Origin of the sequence: Flavobacterium sp. 90 (assembly GCF_004339525.1) — a bacterium.
Taxonomy (GTDB): Bacteria; Bacteroidota; Bacteroidia; order Flavobacteriales; family Flavobacteriaceae; genus Flavobacterium.
Map to the genome: position 1 here is coordinate 5,938,911 of NZ_SMGE01000001.1, position 18,948 is coordinate 5,957,858.

At 30.9% G+C, this 18,948-nt stretch carries 18 protein-coding genes; 6 read left to right on the forward strand and 12 right to left on the reverse strand.

All coding sequences use genetic code 11. From position 1 onward, the window contains the following. Positions 1-481 precede the first annotated feature (481 nt). Entirely contained in the window at positions 482-1,321 is an 840-nt protein-coding gene (locus C8C83_RS24180; protein WP_121331088.1) for a hypothetical protein, read from the forward strand. Between the two features lies 1 nt (position 1,322). Here the strand turns inward: C8C83_RS24180 and C8C83_RS24185 are convergent, their stop codons facing one another. From C8C83_RS24185 to C8C83_RS24195, 3 genes are read right to left on the reverse strand one after another with little or no spacing between them, the layout of a single operon-like run. After that, complete coding sequence (locus tag C8C83_RS24185; protein WP_121331089.1) at positions 1,323-1,745, reverse strand: hypothetical protein; 423 nt, start codon at positions 1,743-1,745, stop codon at positions 1,323-1,325. Between the two features lie 21 nt (positions 1,746-1,766). Then, positions 1,767-2,597, reverse strand: coding sequence for a Sir2 family NAD-dependent protein deacetylase (locus C8C83_RS24190; protein WP_121331090.1), 831 nt, complete (start codon positions 2,595-2,597; stop codon positions 1,767-1,769). Between the two features lie 18 nt (positions 2,598-2,615). After that, entirely contained in the window at positions 2,616-3,254 is a 639-nt protein-coding gene (locus C8C83_RS24195; RefSeq protein ID WP_121331091.1) for a hypothetical protein, read from the reverse strand. Between the two features lie 142 nt (positions 3,255-3,396). On the opposite strand from C8C83_RS24195, the gene C8C83_RS24200 reads away from it, so the two are divergent. Further along, a complete protein-coding gene (locus C8C83_RS24200) occupies positions 3,397-4,434 on the forward strand; it encodes a hypothetical protein (protein WP_121331092.1) in 1,038 nt (345 codons plus the stop codon). 81 nt (positions 4,435-4,515) lie between these two features. Here the strand turns inward: C8C83_RS24200 and C8C83_RS24205 are convergent, their stop codons facing one another. Continuing rightward, positions 4,516-4,707 carry a cold-shock protein gene (locus tag C8C83_RS24205; protein ID WP_056194237.1) on the reverse strand — a complete coding sequence of 64 codons (192 nt, stop codon included), beginning with the start codon at positions 4,705-4,707 and terminating at the stop codon, positions 4,516-4,518. 284 nt (positions 4,708-4,991) lie between these two features. Here C8C83_RS24205 and C8C83_RS24210 point away from each other — a divergent pair, with 284 nt between their 5' ends. Continuing rightward, positions 4,992-5,606, forward strand: a complete 615-nt coding sequence (locus C8C83_RS24210; RefSeq protein WP_121331093.1) for a YdeI/OmpD-associated family protein — start codon at positions 4,992-4,994, stop codon at positions 5,604-5,606. Between the two features lie 55 nt (positions 5,607-5,661). On the opposite strand, the gene C8C83_RS24215 is transcribed toward C8C83_RS24210, so the two are convergent. The 8 genes from C8C83_RS24215 to C8C83_RS24240 form a co-directional block, all read right to left on the reverse strand. Beyond that, positions 5,662-6,642: an alpha/beta hydrolase gene (locus C8C83_RS24215; protein WP_233566197.1), complete on the reverse strand. Its 981-nt coding sequence runs from the start codon at positions 6,640-6,642 to the stop codon at positions 5,662-5,664. Between the two features lie 104 nt (positions 6,643-6,746). Then, a complete protein-coding gene (locus C8C83_RS24220) occupies positions 6,747-7,328 on the reverse strand; it encodes a sugar O-acetyltransferase (RefSeq protein WP_199735327.1) in 582 nt (193 codons plus the stop codon). Between the two features lie 84 nt (positions 7,329-7,412). Next, positions 7,413-8,288 carry a helix-turn-helix domain-containing protein gene (locus C8C83_RS24225; protein WP_121331096.1) on the reverse strand — a complete coding sequence of 292 codons (876 nt, stop codon included), beginning with the start codon at positions 8,286-8,288 and terminating at the stop codon, positions 7,413-7,415. A 344-nt stretch (positions 8,289-8,632) separates the two neighbouring features. After that, positions 8,633-8,779, reverse strand: coding sequence for a hypothetical protein (locus C8C83_RS27290; protein WP_158598191.1), 147 nt, complete (start codon positions 8,777-8,779; stop codon positions 8,633-8,635). A gap of 808 nt (positions 8,780-9,587) precedes the next feature. After that, positions 9,588-12,722 (reverse strand): lantibiotic dehydratase, encoded by a 3,135-nt coding sequence (locus C8C83_RS24230; protein WP_132011938.1) that lies wholly within the window; start codon positions 12,720-12,722, stop codon positions 9,588-9,590. 4 nt (positions 12,723-12,726) lie between these two features. After that, complete coding sequence (locus C8C83_RS24235) at positions 12,727-13,911, reverse strand: lanthionine synthetase LanC family protein (protein ID WP_121331098.1); 1,185 nt, start codon at positions 13,909-13,911, stop codon at positions 12,727-12,729. A gap of 178 nt (positions 13,912-14,089) precedes the next feature. Next, on the reverse strand, positions 14,090-14,251 hold the full coding sequence (locus C8C83_RS27295; protein ID WP_158598192.1) for a class I lanthipeptide: 162 nt from the start codon (positions 14,249-14,251) through the stop codon (positions 14,090-14,092). A 268-nt stretch (positions 14,252-14,519) separates the two neighbouring features. Beyond that, entirely contained in the window at positions 14,520-15,176 is a 657-nt protein-coding gene (locus tag C8C83_RS24240) for a response regulator (RefSeq protein ID WP_121331099.1), read from the reverse strand. Positions 15,177-15,277: 101 nt separating this feature from the next. On the opposite strand from C8C83_RS24240, the gene C8C83_RS24245 reads away from it, so the two are divergent. From C8C83_RS24245 to C8C83_RS24250, 3 genes are all read left to right on the forward strand, one after another. Then, positions 15,278-15,991, forward strand: coding sequence for a LytTR family DNA-binding domain-containing protein (locus tag C8C83_RS24245; RefSeq protein ID WP_121331100.1), 714 nt, complete (start codon positions 15,278-15,280; stop codon positions 15,989-15,991). Positions 15,992-16,374: 383 nt separating this feature from the next. Continuing rightward, positions 16,375-16,527, forward strand: a complete 153-nt coding sequence (locus C8C83_RS27300; RefSeq protein ID WP_158598193.1) for a hypothetical protein — start codon at positions 16,375-16,377, stop codon at positions 16,525-16,527. 87 nt (positions 16,528-16,614) lie between these two features. Continuing rightward, positions 16,615-18,624, forward strand: coding sequence for a sensor histidine kinase (locus C8C83_RS24250; RefSeq protein WP_121331102.1), 2,010 nt, complete (start codon positions 16,615-16,617; stop codon positions 18,622-18,624). Positions 18,625-18,948: the final 324 nt, after the last annotated feature.

The window sequence follows — 18,948 nt, forward strand, 5'->3', positions numbered from 1 at the left end:
GTTTGCATATCCTTTTTATTCCTAATAAAAATCAAGAGTTGAAATGTGCCATTAGGCACTCAATATTGGTAATCATTATAGTTCAAAATTCACTGGCGTGCCGTAGGTACGCAACAAAATAATAACTATTGCGTACCTACGGCACGCTAAATTTATTCTAATTCATGTTTTCTACCAATATCTAGTGTCTAACGACACAAATTGTAATTAATGTAAATCAAGTATTCAAATGTGCCATTAGGCACTCAATATTGGTAATCATTATAGTTCAAAATTCACTGGCGTGCCGTAGGTACGCAACAAAATAATAACTATTGCGTACCTACGGCACGCTAAATTTATTCTAATTCATGTTTTCTACCAATATCTAGTGTCTAACGACACAAATAACAAAATTTTCAGCTTTTACAAAACTGATCTTTTTTTTATTAAATACTTCTGTATATTTGGATTAACCATAACCAAAATATAACCAACGATAATGCTTAAAAATACGCTGATTTGTTTTATTGCTTTTTCATTTTCCTTATTCATTTCCTGTAAAGAAAAGAACAGCAAAGTCAAGGATATTTCATCAAAAGAAGTAGCAAACGATACGAAACAACTAGAAGCAGAAATTGCAGATAACACGATTTATCCTGTCTATAATCTGGCACATAATACAACAGCAATAGTGGTAGAAATGTTTGATTCTGATAAAAATGGTGAATATCAAAAAATCTATACTAAAATCAACGAAACTGATTCTTTAGAGAATGATTTTTACAAACATGCATCTTTAAACGTAAGAAAATTTGAGTATTATGATACTTTAGGAATCGTTCAGCTTATTAAAAGTAAAGAATTAGAAAAGGAAATTAAGAAAATTATCGAACCTAAATATTATGTTTACGGAACTAAAGGATTTGCAGAAGTAACTGTCGATGAAGTCGTTTGCAGAATCGACGATTGCAGAGAAAATTTTATTGGTTTGACTTTTAAAAATTTTGATACCGCCAAAAATGGTAAACCTCTTCTCTGCTCTATTAAACCATTAAAACTAACTTACGGAAAGAACTATTTTGCCGTTCAAAATAAAATCCAAAAAATGGATGATAGTTTGGTCTATAGATACAGCGATACCGATCCTACAAGAGTAAAAGTTTTTGCTAATATTGGTCCGGCATATTTTGTCTATAATGATGATTTTTTATGGGGAAAAAATTCAAAACTTTCAAAATGTAAATTCCCTGAAAGAAGAGCTCTTATTCAGCAAAAAAAGAATGAATTTAAAACCATACTTTTGGGCGGATTAGATTTGTATGGTTTGAGTTGCGATTAAACTATTCAAAACTTACAATTCCGTAATTTATTTTTTCCATTTCATACTTAAAAGGCAAATACCACTCAGCTATCCATTCTCCATTTCTAAACACAAAAGATAAATGTCTTTTATTAAGATTTTCAGGAGTAAAAATTTCAAGATTATCTCCTTCATTTGGTTGATAATCAAAATCGAAACAATTTTTACTGTTTAGATCAATAAGCATTCTTTCATTTGTCAAATCTTCTGATAAAACTTTGTCCGGCATATACCCCATTCCGTCCATTGTGTACTTACTTGGACCCAAACATTTTTCTAATGTCCAGGTAAATTCATTACGCTTTTTATTTTTGGATTTTCTGGAATTTTTGTGATGCACAATCTTATCCATAGTAGCTGGAAAACAAGTACAAAGCTTAATTTCTTTTTCGGTTTTGCACATAAATTTTACTCTTAAAACAGATTATTCTTTTGTTATATCTTCTAATATTTCCCGAATTGTTTTTAAGGCTTCGGTTGAAGTTTCGCGAATGATAATTTTATTTTTCTTGTCTTTAATAAGCGCCGTAAATAAATTATCTTCGGTATTAATATCAACAATTGTTCCTCCATATTTTAAGGTTGTTTCTGCAATTGCCATTGGCAAATTTGTTGCTCCCGATGTTCCTACAATAAAAAGAATTCCTGAGTTTTTAGCTATTTTTAAAGCACTGAATTTTTTGTTTGTCTTTTCGTCATAATACTCATCAAACCACAAAATATTGGGTCTCATCCAACTTCCGCATTCTTTGCATTTCAGTAATTCGATATCTTTTTCGTTTAGATCTTCATCTATGTCTTTGCCTTTGATTTCAGCGGGAAGAAACTCTATTTCTTTACAGCCATTCGAACATTTAATTTCTCTGTTATTGCCGTGTATTTCGTATATTCTTTCTACTCCGGAACGTCTGTGCAGATTGTCTATGTTTTGAGTTATGAGATGAAATCTATCTTGCAAAAGATTTTCGATTGCAGCTATTTCGTGATGGCTTTTATTGGTCTGCGCATTTTCGAACATTTTTTTTCTGAAAAGAGAATATTGCCAGACTTCTTCGGGATTTTCCTTAAAATATTTAAACGTTCCAAATTCTTCCGGTTTATGAAATTTAGTTCCTTTTACCCAGATTCCGTCAACTCCTCTATAAGTTGGAATACCGCTTTCTGCCGAAATTCCGGCTCCGGTTAAAAACGTAAAAAGATTTCTGTTTTTCTTCTGATAAACCTGCCTTATGATTTCAGTAAGTTGTTCGTTCATATTTTAATTCTCTTACTATTATTTTGTCTTACTGAATGTTATATCGTCAGAACCAAGATCAGATTTCAGTATTAATTCATCAGAATTTTTTATTTCGAAAGTTAAATTTCTGGAAATATCCATTTCTGTAACTTCCCATATTTTATTTCCTTTTGCTAAAGCTTCTTTACTTGATTTAATAGTTAATGGAATAGGATTTTCGAAAATAACCGAAGAATCTCCATCGATACTTACTCTCAATGCATTATTATGAAATGGTTCAACTTGTACATTGGCAACAAAAAAGCCAGGCGCATAACCTTCTCTAACATCATCAAACAAATCTGTATTGCCATAAAGCAATCCTGCTAATGTTTTCTCAACTTCTTCTCTATTTTCATTATTTTCTTTCCATGAATATCCTTCAAAATTAGGAATGCTTTTAGGATCAACTTTTTCTAAAACCAAAAAGAGACTTTCCTTTGGATTATCAACATTTTTATATTCATATAATCCAACAAAATCAGTTAACTGCTCGTTAATTACTGGTTCCGTTTTATCTTTGACAATTTTCTGAGTTTCTTTGGGGATATTTTTATTAACAGCTTCTTTCTTTTCTTCTTTGCATGATGCTATAAGAATTGAAATAAGAAATAGGAATAGTACTTTTTTTACCACGATTTGTTTTTAAGTAAAACTAGGAAATTTTATTTCTCAACTCCAAAAGATTAAAGCAATAATTTTAAAAAGACTTTGGCTACTTTATTTTTAAATCATAAAATAAATTTTATCTTTCAACCAACCAAAAACTGACAATTAATTGAAAACAATTAAAAACCAACTAGCCGTTATTCTTCTATCTATTATTACTTTATCTTCTTGCAAGAATGATGAAAAATCAGCTAATAATAAAGCAAATACAACCATTAAAAAAGATAGTACCAAAATAGATACAAGTCTTAAAATGTCGACGATATTTTCTATTGCTAATTCCGATAATTCCGAAATAATTAAAATATCAGGTAACGAAGACACAGCAACCGACGATGATAAATTTTTGTTTTCCGGAGATAAAATTACGCTGATAGTTTCAAAATTTAAAAAAAACAAAGAAATTTTAAAATTAATTCAAGCAGATACCTTATTAAAAATTGAATATTGCATGGTCAATATCGATCCTCAACTTTTTTTAAGAAAGAAGATTCAAGATGTAGATTATTTTCTATTTGCAGTAATGAAATCTCCAATGGGCAATGGAGATCATAGTTTGTATTTGAGTTTTATAATGTTAAACATGAATACTCTTAAATTCTATACATTAGAATATATTGGAGAAAATACAGTAAGATCCAGAGAAACAGAAACAGTTGATGGTGCTTTCGAAGAAAGTAAAACCCTGGATTCTAACCCTGAAATCAAGAAAGAATTATATGAGTTTGCAAATCAAAGTAAATGGATTTACAAACCAACCGGAAAAGAAAAAGATATTAATTATTATACGAATTTTGAGCAAAAATGGTATTCAGATAATGCTTCAAAAAACGGAAAATCACCTGATATTATAACAAGCACGTACTATTCTGAAGATTTATTTAAATTTAATGGCGAATATGATAAAGACCAGGTTACCGAAAATGAATCTTTCAAAATTGTCACTTATTTTCGAAATAACGTTATAGCATACGACAAAAACAAAAAATTGTACTTTCCTATTATTGTGGAATCCTGTGCTCATGGATGCGCTAAAACAATAGAATTTGTATCTGAAAATGAAATCGAAGTAACATACGAAATGGATGTTCAGGAACCTTATACAATTGATTTGAATACGATCAAGTTCTTAAATAATCCATTATAAGAACTAAATATCTCTAAATATTTTTTCCAAAAAAAAAGCACCTGTTTTTCGACAGGTGCTTTTTTTCTTTGTCCTAATGTATTAGGCTACCACAACATTTACAGCATTAGGTCCTTTTTTACCTTCTGCTACGTCGTAACGTACTTCATCGTTCTCACGTATATTTTCTGATAAACCTGAAACATGAACAAAAATTTCACTTCCACCATTTTTTGGTGTAATAAAACCAAAACCTTTTTCTTCATTGAAGAATTTTACTGTACCTTCTTGCATCTTAAATAATTATTTGTTGGTGTAAATATATTAATTTTAATAGTACAAAACTGAAAAAGAACGAATTAGACCTAAACAATATATAAATTGTAACATAAGTAAACTAAATACCTCACATTTTTATCAGCTTGTAACGTCCCGATAACTTAAAATAAACTTAAGCGTTGAATCAAACTATCTGGATATCAATGCGATTTTGTATTTATTAATATGATAATTTTGAAAAACTTAAAAATAGCAATTATCTTTAGCTTCAGATTTCCCATTCTCAAAACACAATTAAAATGGCACAATTAAATTCAAAAGTAGACGAATATATTGCAAAATCGGAAGACTTTGCAAAGGCAATCCTGGAATATTTACGACAAATTATTCATGAAACCTGTCCGGATGCAGTGGAAGATATTAAATGGGGAACTCCTCATTACTCTTACAAAGGCGACCATTTATGTATGATTGCAGGTTTCAAAAATCATTGTTCTTTCAGTCTTTATAAAGCAGAGTTCCTAAAAGACAAAGAAATCGCAGAAAGTGTAAAAGCCGGAAAGAAATTTGGCTATATGGATAAACTGAAATCTGTATCTGAATTACCATCAAAGGAAGTTTTGGTTTCACTCCTTAAAGAAGCAATGACAATTAATGAGAATGGAATCAAAAAAGAAAAGCCCGTATCTGACAAACCAAAAGTGATTGAAACGCCTGAGTATTTAACAGAAGCGCTTAAAGCAAATACAAAAGCAAAAGAGGTTTGGGAATCGAAATCAGATTCTTATCGCAAAGATTATTTAGTTTGGATAATTGATGCAAAAACAGACGCTACAAGACAAAAACGAATTGAACAATCTCTGGAATGGATAGCGGAAGGAAAAGGCAGATTCTGGCAATACGCAAAGAAATAATTTTATAAATTAAAAAAACTCCAAAGTCATTTGATTTTGGAGTTTTCTAATTATGTTATTCTTTTAAATATTTTACAAAGAAGCTTTGTAATTTATCAAACGGAATTAATTCTGTTCTATCATAAAGATCAACGTGACCCGCACCCGGAACATAATATAATTCTTTTGGTTCTGCTGCACGTTTGTACGCGTCTTCACTAAATTCTTTTGAATGGGCTTTGTCTCCTGTAATAAAAAGTAATGGTCGTGGCGAAATTGTCTCGATATCATTAAAAGGATAAAAATTCATAAACTTAGTATTACTGCTCAAAGTTGGATGAGTTGTAGTTTCCGGCGATCCTCCTTTGGGAGTAAATTCACCTCTTGGCGTGCGATAGAAATCATAAAACTCACGTTGAATTGGATGTGTATTTTCATCTAATTTATGTACGGTTCCACTGGTGTATTTTGTTTCGCCTCCGTTAAATTCGGCATAACGTTGTTCTGCGGCTGCAGCAATAATTTTTTTTCGTTCTTCGAGTGTCTGCGAATGATTCAATAAATTACGATTTGCTGATCCCATATCATACATACTCACCGTTGCAATAGCTTTTAATCTTGGATCAATTTTGGCAGCACTTATAACAAAACTTCCGCTGCCGCAAATTCCAATAATACCAATATTATTTCTGTTTACAAACTGACGTGTTCCCAAGAAATCAACCGCCGCACTAAAATCTTCTGCATACATGTCCGGAAGAACTGCATTACGGGGTTCGCCCGCACTTTCTCCCCAAAAAGACAAATCAATTGCCAGAGTTACAAATCCACGTTCTGCCATGTTTGCTGCATACAAATCTGCACTTTGCTCTTTTACCGCTCCCATTGGATGTCCTACGATAATTGCAGGATTTTTTTCATTTTGATTAATGTTGTCTGCAATAAAAAGATGTCCTGCAACTTCTAAATTATATTGGTTTTTAAAAGTAACTTTATACATTTTGACATTATCACTTACTTTAAAAGTTGTAAATTCTTTTGATGTAATTTGTTTCATTTTTGTTTGATCTTTTTTGCCTTTTTGTGCAAAAGCGCTCGCACATAACATAAGGGACATAATTATTATAATTGAAATTCTTTTCATTTTATTTTCGTTGAATATTAATACTGATTTTCAGAAATAGATTTGATTATTTTAGCCGGAATTCCTCCCACAATAGTATTATCGGGAACGTTTCTGGAAACTACAGCGCCTGCAGCAACTATAGAATTTATACCAATTGTAACTCCCGGAAGTATTGTTGCTCCTGCTCCTATCCAGGCTCCTTTTTTTATTACTATAGGCATCGAAATTGTTGCTCTTCTTTCGACAGGATTAATGGGATGATTTGTTGTGATAAGATTTACCTTTGGACCAATGAGAACATTATCTTCAAGTGTAATTCCGCCTCTGTCCATAAAAGTACAGGCGTGATTTACAAATACATTTTTTCCGATAGTAATATTTTCTCCAAAATCAGAATAGAAAGGTGGAATTACAAAAAAAGTATCATCTACTTTCTTACCAATTAATTCGCTGAAAATAGCATTGATTTCCTGTATTTCATCTGTTACAATTGCATTGAGTTTTGCAGTTGTACGAATAGCTTTTTTAATAATCTTAAATAATTCAGGATATTCAGGATCATTAAGCTGAATTGTTTCGCCAGATTTATCTCTTGTAAAAATAGTTGTAGTTTCCATATTACTTTGCATTTATTGTGAATACAAAATTATTGGGAAACCGGATTTAAAGGGTAATAAGAATCAAACCGATAGTTAAGAATTTCAAACCAAATCCAAACGGTAGCTTTTAGGATTTGTTCCTGTGTTTTTCTTAAAGAAATTATTGAAATAAGAAGGATATTCAAATCCCAAAGCATACGCTATTTCGGCAACATTCCAGTCTGTATGCTGCAAAAGCGCCTTTGCTTCGCCAATAATGCGTTCAGAAATATGTGTTGTAGTAGATTTTCCTGTAACAGCTTTTACTGCGCGATTTAGATAATTTACATGCAGTGATAATGCATTTGAATAATCTTGTGCTGTTTTTAATTCAAGTGGTCTTTCGCTAGTCTCAATAGGAAATTGTCTCTCTAATAGTTCTAAGAAAACAGATGTAATTCGGGATTGAGCATTATTGATATTCGTATAATTTTCTGAAGGCTGCATTTTTAAAGCCTCATGAATTATTAAATTAATATAGTTTCGGATTAAATCATCTTTGAAAGCATAATCTGTTTGTTGTTCGGTTATCATTTTCTGAAAAAGTGTATTCAAAAAATCTCTTTGTTCTACGGTTATTTTCAATATAGGCGTGCCTCCTATTTTAAATAATGGCGAATGCTGTAAACTTTCGGAACGATCCGATTTTAAAAATTCTTCAGAAAACAAACAAGTATATCCAACATAACTTGTTGAGAGTGTTTCCCATGAATACGGAATATGCGGATTACCAAAGAACAGAACAGTTCCTTCTGCATTAAAACTTTTATCGGCATAATGTATAATACTTTCTCCGGTAGTCAAACAGATTTTATAAAAGTCTTTGCGGCTATAATTACGTGTCGCATTGCCATCGCTTTCTATTTGAAAAACATTAAAACCCTTTAATTTTAATTCAGTATTGAATTCTGAAACTGAGCGTGTGATTTTGTTTTGCATTTTACAAAGTTATAAAAAACAAACCTTCATTTTATTATAGTTCTGGATCAACACGAAAACCTGTCGAGCTATAAAAATTAAGGATGATTTTAACCGCAAAGCACGCAAAGGTTTCTTGTTATAGATTAAGCTTATTAAAGGCAAAGTTCGCAAAGCTTTATCAATATAGCTTTGCGAACTTTGCCTTTAAAATGATTAACCTATAAAAATATTTTTATGTTTCTACACAGGTTTTTGCATTGATCCATAGTTCTTCTATTCGGTTACTATTTTCAATAGATAAATATTTAATTTTTAAACCAAAAAAAACTCCAAAATCAAATTACTTTGGAGTTTTTTTTATTTTATTTATTCTTACGAACTTCTTTATTTGGCTTTTCTATTGCAGCATTAACCGGTTCTTCTGTTTTGTTCTGAAATAAACTTGAGAACAAACTTTTTTTCGACGTTAGGTTGATTCTAGGATCAATAATAGGGTTTATAATTTTCATAATGGTTTGGTTAAATTCGGTTTAGTAAATTATATTGTCAAAGTTTTTGCCAAAATAATAAAATTTTATCATTCTGAAACAAACTAAAATAAATATTAACTAAACTATTTGAGAGATTAGCAAAACAGCAATAAAGAAGACAATAGAAAATACCATTAAGTTGATGGTTCTGTCTTTATTCTTCAGTGATTTATTTGACATATAAAGTTTCGTAATCTCTTGGTTTCTTGTTTTGTTTGCTTTCATATTTCTAATAATTTGATGGTGTTTTGGGGCTATATAAGTTCATTTTCAACCAATAAAAAACAAACGCTATGCCAAAACGCTCCAAAACACCTCAAATTACTGACTAATAAATAATTACAAAACCAAATCTTTATATACTTTATATTTTCTTATCAAAATGATATGATACGCCTTCCAAAATGAAAGGCATTTATTAATTTTTACTTTTAACGCAATGCCATTGAACTAAGCTTTTTTAGACGCTTATGACGAGAAAAATTTCGCGCAAAGTCGCAGAGCCGCCAAATTTACATCGTCTTTTAAGTCTTCGCGACTTTGTGACTTTGCGAGAGATTCATTCAATACAGCGTTAAAATATTTCCCTTCACTTAATGACATTGACCTTTAACGTAATGCCATTGAGCTAAGCTTTTTTAGACGATTATGACGAGAAAAATTTCGCGCAAAGTCGCAGAGCCGCCAAATTTACATCATCTTTTAAGTCTTCGCGACTTTGTGACTTTGCGAGAGATTCATTCAATACAGCATTAAAATATTTTTCTTCACTTAATGACATTGACTTTTAACGCAACTGCATAAGCTCAGAATCTATCAGAGACGTTTTACAATCAAATTTTAATCTTGCTAACTTACCTTTGTAATGTCTCGCCAGCAAATCATAAACTACAAACTCGTTAGTGCGATTGCGCCCCATAAAAAGTCGGTCTAAATTCATGTGCAACAAACTTGAAAGTAATCCATTCAGTTTAACTTTTAGTTCATTTTGATCTCTTAATTTAAAAATCTCGTCCACTAAAAATCGATTAGATTGGCTCCGAATCTGAAGTAATTCCACAATAGGATAATATTCTTTTTCTTCTTCATTATTCGAATCCAGAATATCTTCTAATTGACTTCGTAATGTTCTAAATTTCTGATTCAAAGTTGTTTTTAACTCTTGTTTTCCGCCGTGTTCTTTAAAAAAAGAATTACTTAGCATTTCTATCAGATTATATTTTTCTTCTAATGTCAATCTAAAATCATTCAAAAATTCATCAACCGACCGAATTGCCATTTGCCATCTAATTGTTCCGCCATGATCAGCATCAATCATTTCCAGCATATCTGTAACAAATATGCTGTCATTAAAAAATAATTGTTCAGCAAGTTCAATGCTATTATCTCCATATCGATCTAATTCTCTTTTGTACGTATCAGTTTGAATTTTAGATATAATATGTTGGTCTAATAATGGTTCTAATTCTGCATTTATAAGCTGTAATATTTCACCATATTTTTCGAAATTAGTAATATGCAATCTAAATCTCAGATGAATATCAGGATCCGCATATCTGATAAAAAACCATTGATCAATACTGTTTTCACTTAAAAGTTTTTCGGTTATGCATTTTATTTTTTCCGATAAAATAGAATCGGCTGTTTTTACACCGCAATAAATTTTATAATACAACCATTCGCTACCAATAGAAAAGCTTTGTTTGCTTGCAAAAGTTTTCTTTTCTATAACTTTTGGCGATTCCTTTTTGGCAGTTTCATTTAGTACAATAGCAATACATTCGTTTGTGAACTCTGCTCCTTCTGTGTCTTTTATTAATGCAGCATCTTTTTCGAATAAATATTCAAATATGGTAAGTTCATTTCTGTTTTTTACAATATCTATAAAGGTGTCAACCGCAATTGGATTATCGCATGAAATCAATAATTCGTTGTCATATTCAATTACTAAAAACTTGTTTGGCAATTCAATTCGTTCTTTTAAATCAAAAAAGAGCTTTTGCTTTTCAATATTCGTTGCGGTTTTATTTTGAAATGGTTCTAAATCAGACTTATTTAATTGCCATGTTGCCGGACTTAAAACTGAATTCTGATATTCGACTCTTGGCAAAAAGCTAAATTGATTCGTTAATACTCCCCAATTGAAACCTAAAGCTGTCTTTGTAAAATATTGAGTTTGTAAATCGCCTAAAAAATGATAAACCGGTAAACTATTATTGCTGTGATTGTGCGCATTTCCCATACGGGGAATAATTTCTTTTTTTAGACGATTGTCGAATAAAATAATTTTATCGTCTTTTAATTTCAGTACTAAATCTTCCATTTTGACCTGAAATTCATCATCAACAGAACTTTTAGCCAAATACGGAATTTCATAATCACGAAAAGCTGGTCGCGACAAAACGTTTCCAGTTCTGCTTTCGGGTAAATGAACTATTTCTGCCAAGATTTTATCAGGCATTTGTTGTTGCTCAAATACTGCAATTTCTTTAGAAATATTCTCCAGCTTTTTACTGCCGCCCGCAAACCTGCCTAACAAATTTATGGCGCTGCTATTACCTGTACCTGAAATCGCAATTTTATTAGTTTCGGCATTAAGTACTTTGAACATTATTGAATAAGAAGAAGTCAATACTGAATCTGAAAAATCGATTCCTTTAAAGTCTGATTCGCTAATTTCAATAACTTTTTTATGCTCTTTTATGCTGCTAATAATTAATTTCAGTAAATGTGGCTGTACCGAATCCCATTTTATATCCTGTTCTTTGCTTGTTACATCTGCATAAATAGTATCGATTAAATCATTAATACCATTGTTGTCTTTTTGCGGATATCCAATGCCTGTTTCGGTATCTAATGCCAGTAATAACGGGATCTCTTTACCTTCATAATAATCCTCAAATCTGGTCTTAAAGTTCTCGAGATCAGAATTTATTTCCGGTGGCGTAATTTTATTCAAAAACGAAATCGCATTGTGTAATTGTGTCTGTATTGTTTTGTTCAAAGTTGCTGTCTCAGCTTTTTTATACAAATCAATTTGAAACAAGTTTGTTTCGCTCAATTCCGGTAAAATGATTTTTAATTTTTGATGTATGCTTTTATAGGTATCAATAGAATTGAAAAGTGATGCGTCATTAAATTCTATTAATTCATCGACTGAATCGAGTAAATTAATCAAATGCTTTAATTCATTACCAGGATTTATTTTAAAGATATTGTCCAGATTTTCGAGTAATCTTGAGAAATAATCTTCTCCGGTAATTGTAGGCTCAAATTCATTTATAAGCAATTGAGAAGCAATAATTTCTTCAACAAAATCATTGGCTTCCTCAAAACTAATTTCGTCATTAATCAATAAATGAACCAGTTCATCCTGATTTAATCCGTTTTTGCTTTGTTCTAAAATAAGGTCCAGATAAGGTGAATAATCAACTTTATTTAATTTATGAAAACGACGATTCTTAAGATAATAATATTCGATATAACGATAACAATCTCCAACAAAATAGATACTTGCGTTAGGAAAATATCTCAAATGAGGTTTAATAAAAGATTGTTTTGTTATTTCCTGCGCAATCGAAAAAAGCACATTCATGTCTAAACGAGTTCTGCGATTCAGGGTTTTGGTTAAATCTTTATTAAGCTCAATCTTGTTTTCGTCAGACCAATTACCAATACTCAAACCTGCAAATAAACCAAATGGTGTGCAACGATTACTTGCACGACTTTGATATTTGTACAACGAATTATTGATTTTCTTTAGCTCTTTATTATCAGTAATAGGTTTATTAAGATGTTTTCGAAATTCTTCATAAAATGCCGGCGATGCCACATATAGTGCTTCTAAAAAATTAGTTTCATTAATTTTTTGTTCAGTACTATAAAATGGCGAGCGAAAAATAAAGTGAGAATGAAATTTCATATACTTATGATAATAATAATGTCCTGTCCCATTTTGGTTCAATATTACTGATTGCACTAATCAAAGAAAGTCCGATACCGGAAACTCCTTCAAACAAACCAAATTCATTTACTAATGGCTCATCTTTACCGTGAAATTGCTTATATCCGGCAATTCCATCAGGATGTTCTGCTTTTTCTAAAGTGATTCCGTACCAATATTCGGCAGTTTCTCTGTATAATTCGATATTAGTATAATTATAGATTCTGGCATAAATATGTGCAATACCGGCGCTTCCGTGGCAAATGCTTGCGTCAACAACCGTATAAGTAAGAACATCTCTTTTTGAGGAATGCTTTGTAAATATTTCTAATGCAAATGCTACTAAATCTCTTTTGTCAAAGTATTTAGCATATTGAAAAATTGCCATCGCAACTCCTAAATCTCCATAACACCAAGCCAGATTACTGTCGGTTTTGTCATTATTTACTAATTGACTTGGAAAATAAAATTCTGATGAAGCATCAAATCTAACGCTTAGCAAAAAGTCAATACTTTTATTTAAATATTGTAGTAATTTAAAATCTTTCTTTCTATCAAATAATTTTAGCAGAACAAGAATTATAGACGGCACTCCATGCGCAAGTCCAAAAGAATATCCTTCTGTAGGATGTTCATCTTTTGCCAATGTAAAATCAACTTTCCATTTTAAAAAATTTGGATCATTCTCTTTTATTCTATCAATCGAAGCTAGCCAGGCGTCAAATAAATAATCATATTTAGACCCAATATTTTGTTCTAAAAGACTAAATACAACTCCTGTATTACCGTGCAAAAAATCTAAAGAGGTATCATTAGAAATAAATTCATGAAAAATTGAGTAGTCAAAATCGCTGATGTTATCCTCAAAATCAAAAAAATCTTCTTTCTCTAAATGATAAAGCGTATGCAAAATTCCGGCGATTCCAAAAGAAAAATTCAAATTATCCGGCTCCTGAAAATAATCAAATAACTCCTGAACATAAGCTTCACTTTCATTTAAGCGTTCTTTGTGCTTAGAATGATAAGCCATGAATAATACCAATCCTGATTGTCCTAAAAACAAAGAACAATCTGATTCGTCGTAAGTGTCGAAGGATTTTGAAATTTCCTTTAGTTTTTTCTCTACTTTACTTACTAAATCGTCGTTTTTTATAATTTTATTCCACATTTGTTATACAATTAAATATCACTGAATTCTTAAAACAATTTTAATGATGCTATCAATATTAAAAATATGGGCATTCACGTTTTCTAAAGAGTTATTACATTTTTTTATAATTTAACACCTTCCTATTTTTCAAGGATAAAACAGGAAGGTGTCTCAAAGTATTAAAAACCAAAAAAACTTAGTAAGTACACAATAATCCGCAAGTATTGTTAGTTGACTTTGTTGTAGATGGTTTTTCAGTTTGTCCACCACCAACAACTTTAGTCATTTGTTCATTATTTAATTTTGCAACGGTAACTTTGTTTAGAGTTAATTTACCTACGAATTTTACTTTTTTCATGTTAATTGTTTTTTATGTTTTTTGTATCGCTCCTTCACGTGGTTTATTCGGTTTAAGGTTTTCTCCTTTATGTTCCCTCAATTCTAAAAAATTGCAACCAACCCTTCTCTAACATTAATCATGTGCACTTGGTTTTTGTTAAAAAAGCAAATAATTGATAATTTTTATCAAACTTATAAAGAAGAGATGAATTGTATACATAGCAAAAACAACCTTTAACAAAGAAGGTTGTTTTTAGATAAATATTGTTAATTTTTGAAAATTGGTTTTAAATAAACCCTTGTTTTATAGCTTCTTTGACCAAACCGGAATCGTCAGTCACGTCAAAAGCTCTTTTCATTCTGATAATGCGTTTTTGGATTGCACTTGTAGTCAAAAAGATAACTCCTTCCAGTTCTTTTACTTTAAAACCTTTGGATAAATAGAATAGAATCTGACGGTTATAATCTTCAACCATTAATTCTTTTTTCCAGATGTCGTTAATGCAGTTTTGAACTGTAATACTTTTATATGAATTGCCTTGTAAAACCTCTGCTACAGCTTGTTGCAATTTATCCGGAGTAATATCATTTTTTATGATAAGTCCATCTAATCGCACATTTTTGTACAGTTCATAAACAACGAGAACTTCGGTATGTGCGGTGATCATAATAATTTTGCAATTGGGCATGATTTCTTTAATAAAACCAGCCAAATCACTTCCTGACAGAATAGATTTTTCTTCATATCCCGGCAAACCTTTATCAATTATAGCAATGTCAAATGATACTTTGGTTAAGGAAGTTTTCATAAGACAATTGTAAGCTTCCTCGCAATTATGGGCTTTTGAAAAAATAGGAGAATTTAATGCAAAAGGCGCCATTGAGAGTGCATTTATATAACCTTCTACGGTCATTGGATGATCATCTACTATGAGTACATTCATTCAAACATTTTTTTTAAACTTTAACAAAACAAGCAGTTTTTCTGCAACAAAAAAAATATTTACTTGCCTAGCTTGCAGCTTTTTATTCTTACTATAATTTAATGCGATTTTCTTTTCTTCTTATCGACGACAATGCCACTGATGTCAAGGGAACTCTGGAACTCTTTGACAATTTCCCTAATTATTTTTGCGCTGGTGTTGTCAAAGATAGTCAATCAGCGATAAACCAAATTATAAAAATAAAACCACAATTGGTATTTTTTCGCATTTCTGCTAAATCTAATGATGCCAACGCATTCTTTAAAACTGTAACAGAGTTATTTCAGTATCTGGATTACATTCCGTATTTCATTGCATTGGCTTCAACGCCAGATTATGCGCTTAGTGCCATACAATCAGGATTTTCAGATTATATGACTGAACCTTTACATTTGCACGAATTGGGGAAAATGTTATTTAAATTCGAAAAAAGAAATCCTCCAAATGTTGTATCAACAATTTGTATTAAATCTTATAGCGATTATCAATTTGTTGATTTGCAAAACATTACCTATTTAAAAGCAGACAATAATACTACTGATATTCAAATGGATAACGGCAAAACGGTTAATGCCTATAAAACGCTGAAACATTTTGAAGGCACTTTGCCATTTTACTTTCTTAGAATTCATAAAAGCTACATCGTAAACATCAATCATGTATCGAGAATACATTTGAGCAAATCAAAGTGTTATCTTAATTACAATGAAATATTGCCATTTTCATTGACGTACAAAGACAATGTTGATGCAATAATCAGGAAAATCAATATTTAAATTTCGATGAAATTATTCTTTTTGATAGTTCTAAAAAACTAAGGATTTTAAATACTCCTATTTCACCACGCAGATTCTACTTAAAACTATTCTGGTAAACAGGCTCACTATAACCTGCCTAAAATTCTACAATCTGTCTCTTATATCCGTTTAATTTGCAACAGATTTAACCAAAGAAGCTTCTAAAAATTGATATTGAAAATGGGGGAACATCTGCTTTTTTGCAGTGTCATTTTTAATATTTCAGAATGGTCAATTCCCGACTTTTCTAAAAAAGGTATTCCAATGTGGATAATGCCCAAATAAACCATTTTCTAATTTTTAACTATTTTCTAATGAAAAAACTAATAACTCTTTTCGGCTGTTTAACAGCGATTATTTTAATGACATCTTGTACTGCAGACAGTGTTGAAGGACCAAATGCTGAAGCTTTGAATAAAGAAACTAAGATAACTCCTCCAACCAATAACGATAACCCAAATACTACATCTAAGCTTACTGATGGGGTTGATGATAAAGATAAAGCTCAAGGTTAAGATTTTTTAATTAATAACCAGATAATACTGTTATTATCTGGTTATTAATATTTATTTTTGGAAGTATAACCACTATGTCCAAAACAATTGAAAGCAAACTTTAAAATAGTACTGCTAATTATTTTTTTTCAAATTACAGCGTGCCAGGATGCACACAAAACTGACGAATTAAAAAAAAATGTCACCATCGCTTTAAAAAATCTTGATTCTTCATCAGCGGAAAATGACGAAAAAGATAAAATAATTGACACACTCTACAATCAATTATTAGAACATAAAAACGATTCGATCAATAGAAATCTTTATTTCAAAATTGCAAGCAAATATTATAGCATCGATAAATACAGCAAATTTCTGACTGTAGTTAAAAGTGTCCATAATTTATCTGTCGAAGCAAAAGATGATGCTCATATTGCTAAATCATTATATTTCTTTGGGGATTATTATGATGAAGAATCACAATTGGACAGCGCTTTTAATTACTATTCTCAATCAGAAAAAGTATATTCTCAAATAAAAGATACGCTAAACATTGGCAGAACAAAATTATACAAAGCCGGAATTTTGTTTGATGCCGGAATCTTTTCCGAAAGTGAAGCACAAGCTGTAGAAGCTTTGAGATTACTTATAAAAACGAATAATACACGACTAATTTATGAATGTTATGTAATATTGGCCATTTCGCTAAAAGAACTTAATAACAGTACAGAATCTCTAAAGTATTTTGACCTGGCTCTAAAACAATTAGAAAAACAGGAAAAAGAAGGTTATCCTAAAAGCAAAATCGAAAAATCGAGAGTATCTTGTTTTAACAATATCGGAAGAGTTTATGAAAAACTAAAAAATTATCCCGAAGCAATACGTTTATACAAAAAAGGTCTAAAAATAAAGGACATAAAAAACAAACATCCAAAATCATACGCGATGTTATTGGATAATCTTGCTTACTCAAAAATGAAAATTGGCGATTTTAAAGGTGTTGATAAGCTTCTGTTTGAGTCCTTAAAAATAAGAGATAGTCTCGAGGTGTCAATTGGTATTGCATCGAGTAAAATTAATATTGGTGAATATTATCTTTATAAAAAGGATAAAAACAAAGGATTAGCTTATCTGAAAGAAGGTCTTAAACTGTCTAAAGAAATTAAAAGTAATCTGCATACCATTGAATCATTGAAGTTGTTAATGGCGAATGATTTAGAAAACAAAAACTTTTATACTTCTCAATATTTAAAAATTAATGACAGTCTGCAAAAAGTCGAAAGAATTACAAAAGACAAATTTGCAAGAATAGAATATGAAACGGATCAGGTCGAAGAAAAAAATGAGATTTTATCTCGTAGAAATACCATTATTATAATTAGTTCCGGAATTATAATTCTCTTTTTAGGAATCTTTCTGATTATATATCGTTTACGAGTAAAAAACAAAGAGCTTTCTTTTATAAAAGAACAACAAGAAGCAAATGAAAGAATTTATCAGCTTTTGCTAAAGCAGCAATCAGAAACAGAATGTGTGCGTAACGAAGAGAGAAATCGTATTGCGATGGAACTTCACGACGGAATTGTAAACAGTGTTTTTACAACGCGTTTTAATTTAATTCAGCTGGATTCTACTCAAGATGATAAAAAAGAACAACTTGTAAAAGAGCTTGAAAAAACAGAAAATGAAATCAGAAGAGTTTCTCATAACTTAACGCAAAACCAACTTTTTGAAGATAATAGTTTTACTGATGTAATAAAAAATCTGGTAGAATCGCAACAAAATCAGTTCAATACAAAGTTTGATTTCTCGGTTGATAAAGTTATAGACTGGACTCCGGTTTCAAGTACGAATAAAATACATATTTATCGCATCATTCAGGAAGCCTTGCAAAACAGTAACAAATACTCTAAAGCCGAAAGATGTTATATAATGCTTTTAAAAACCGGAGATAAAATTACCATTCGCATTTGGGATAACGGAATTGGATTTAATTCCGAAAAAATAAAAGAAGGTATTGGACTGCGAAACATAAAAGAAAGAACGAAATCACTAAACGGAGAAATGAAAATAATATCCGAAACAGGAAAAGGAACGACTATCGAAGTGATTTTTTAAAGCTGTTTTCTACTATATTTTTAATCTCGCAAAGGCGCTAAGACGCAAAGTTCAAACACAATATTGTCATTTCGACGGAGGAGAAATCTCCACAAGTAACTCCGCAACGCAAATTCAATCTTTGTGTAGCTTCTCGCGAAGATTTCTCCTCCGTCGAAATGACAAACCTTTGCGATTTTGCGTCTTTGCCAGAGTTTTGGCTAAAGCCATTCAAATTGATCTTATATAAACTCCAGCTAAAGCTGGAGCCTCTTCAAAAAAATTGTGTTTAAGCTTTGCTTTTAAAAATCTTGAACAAATAGAAATACTACAGATTTCGAGTTT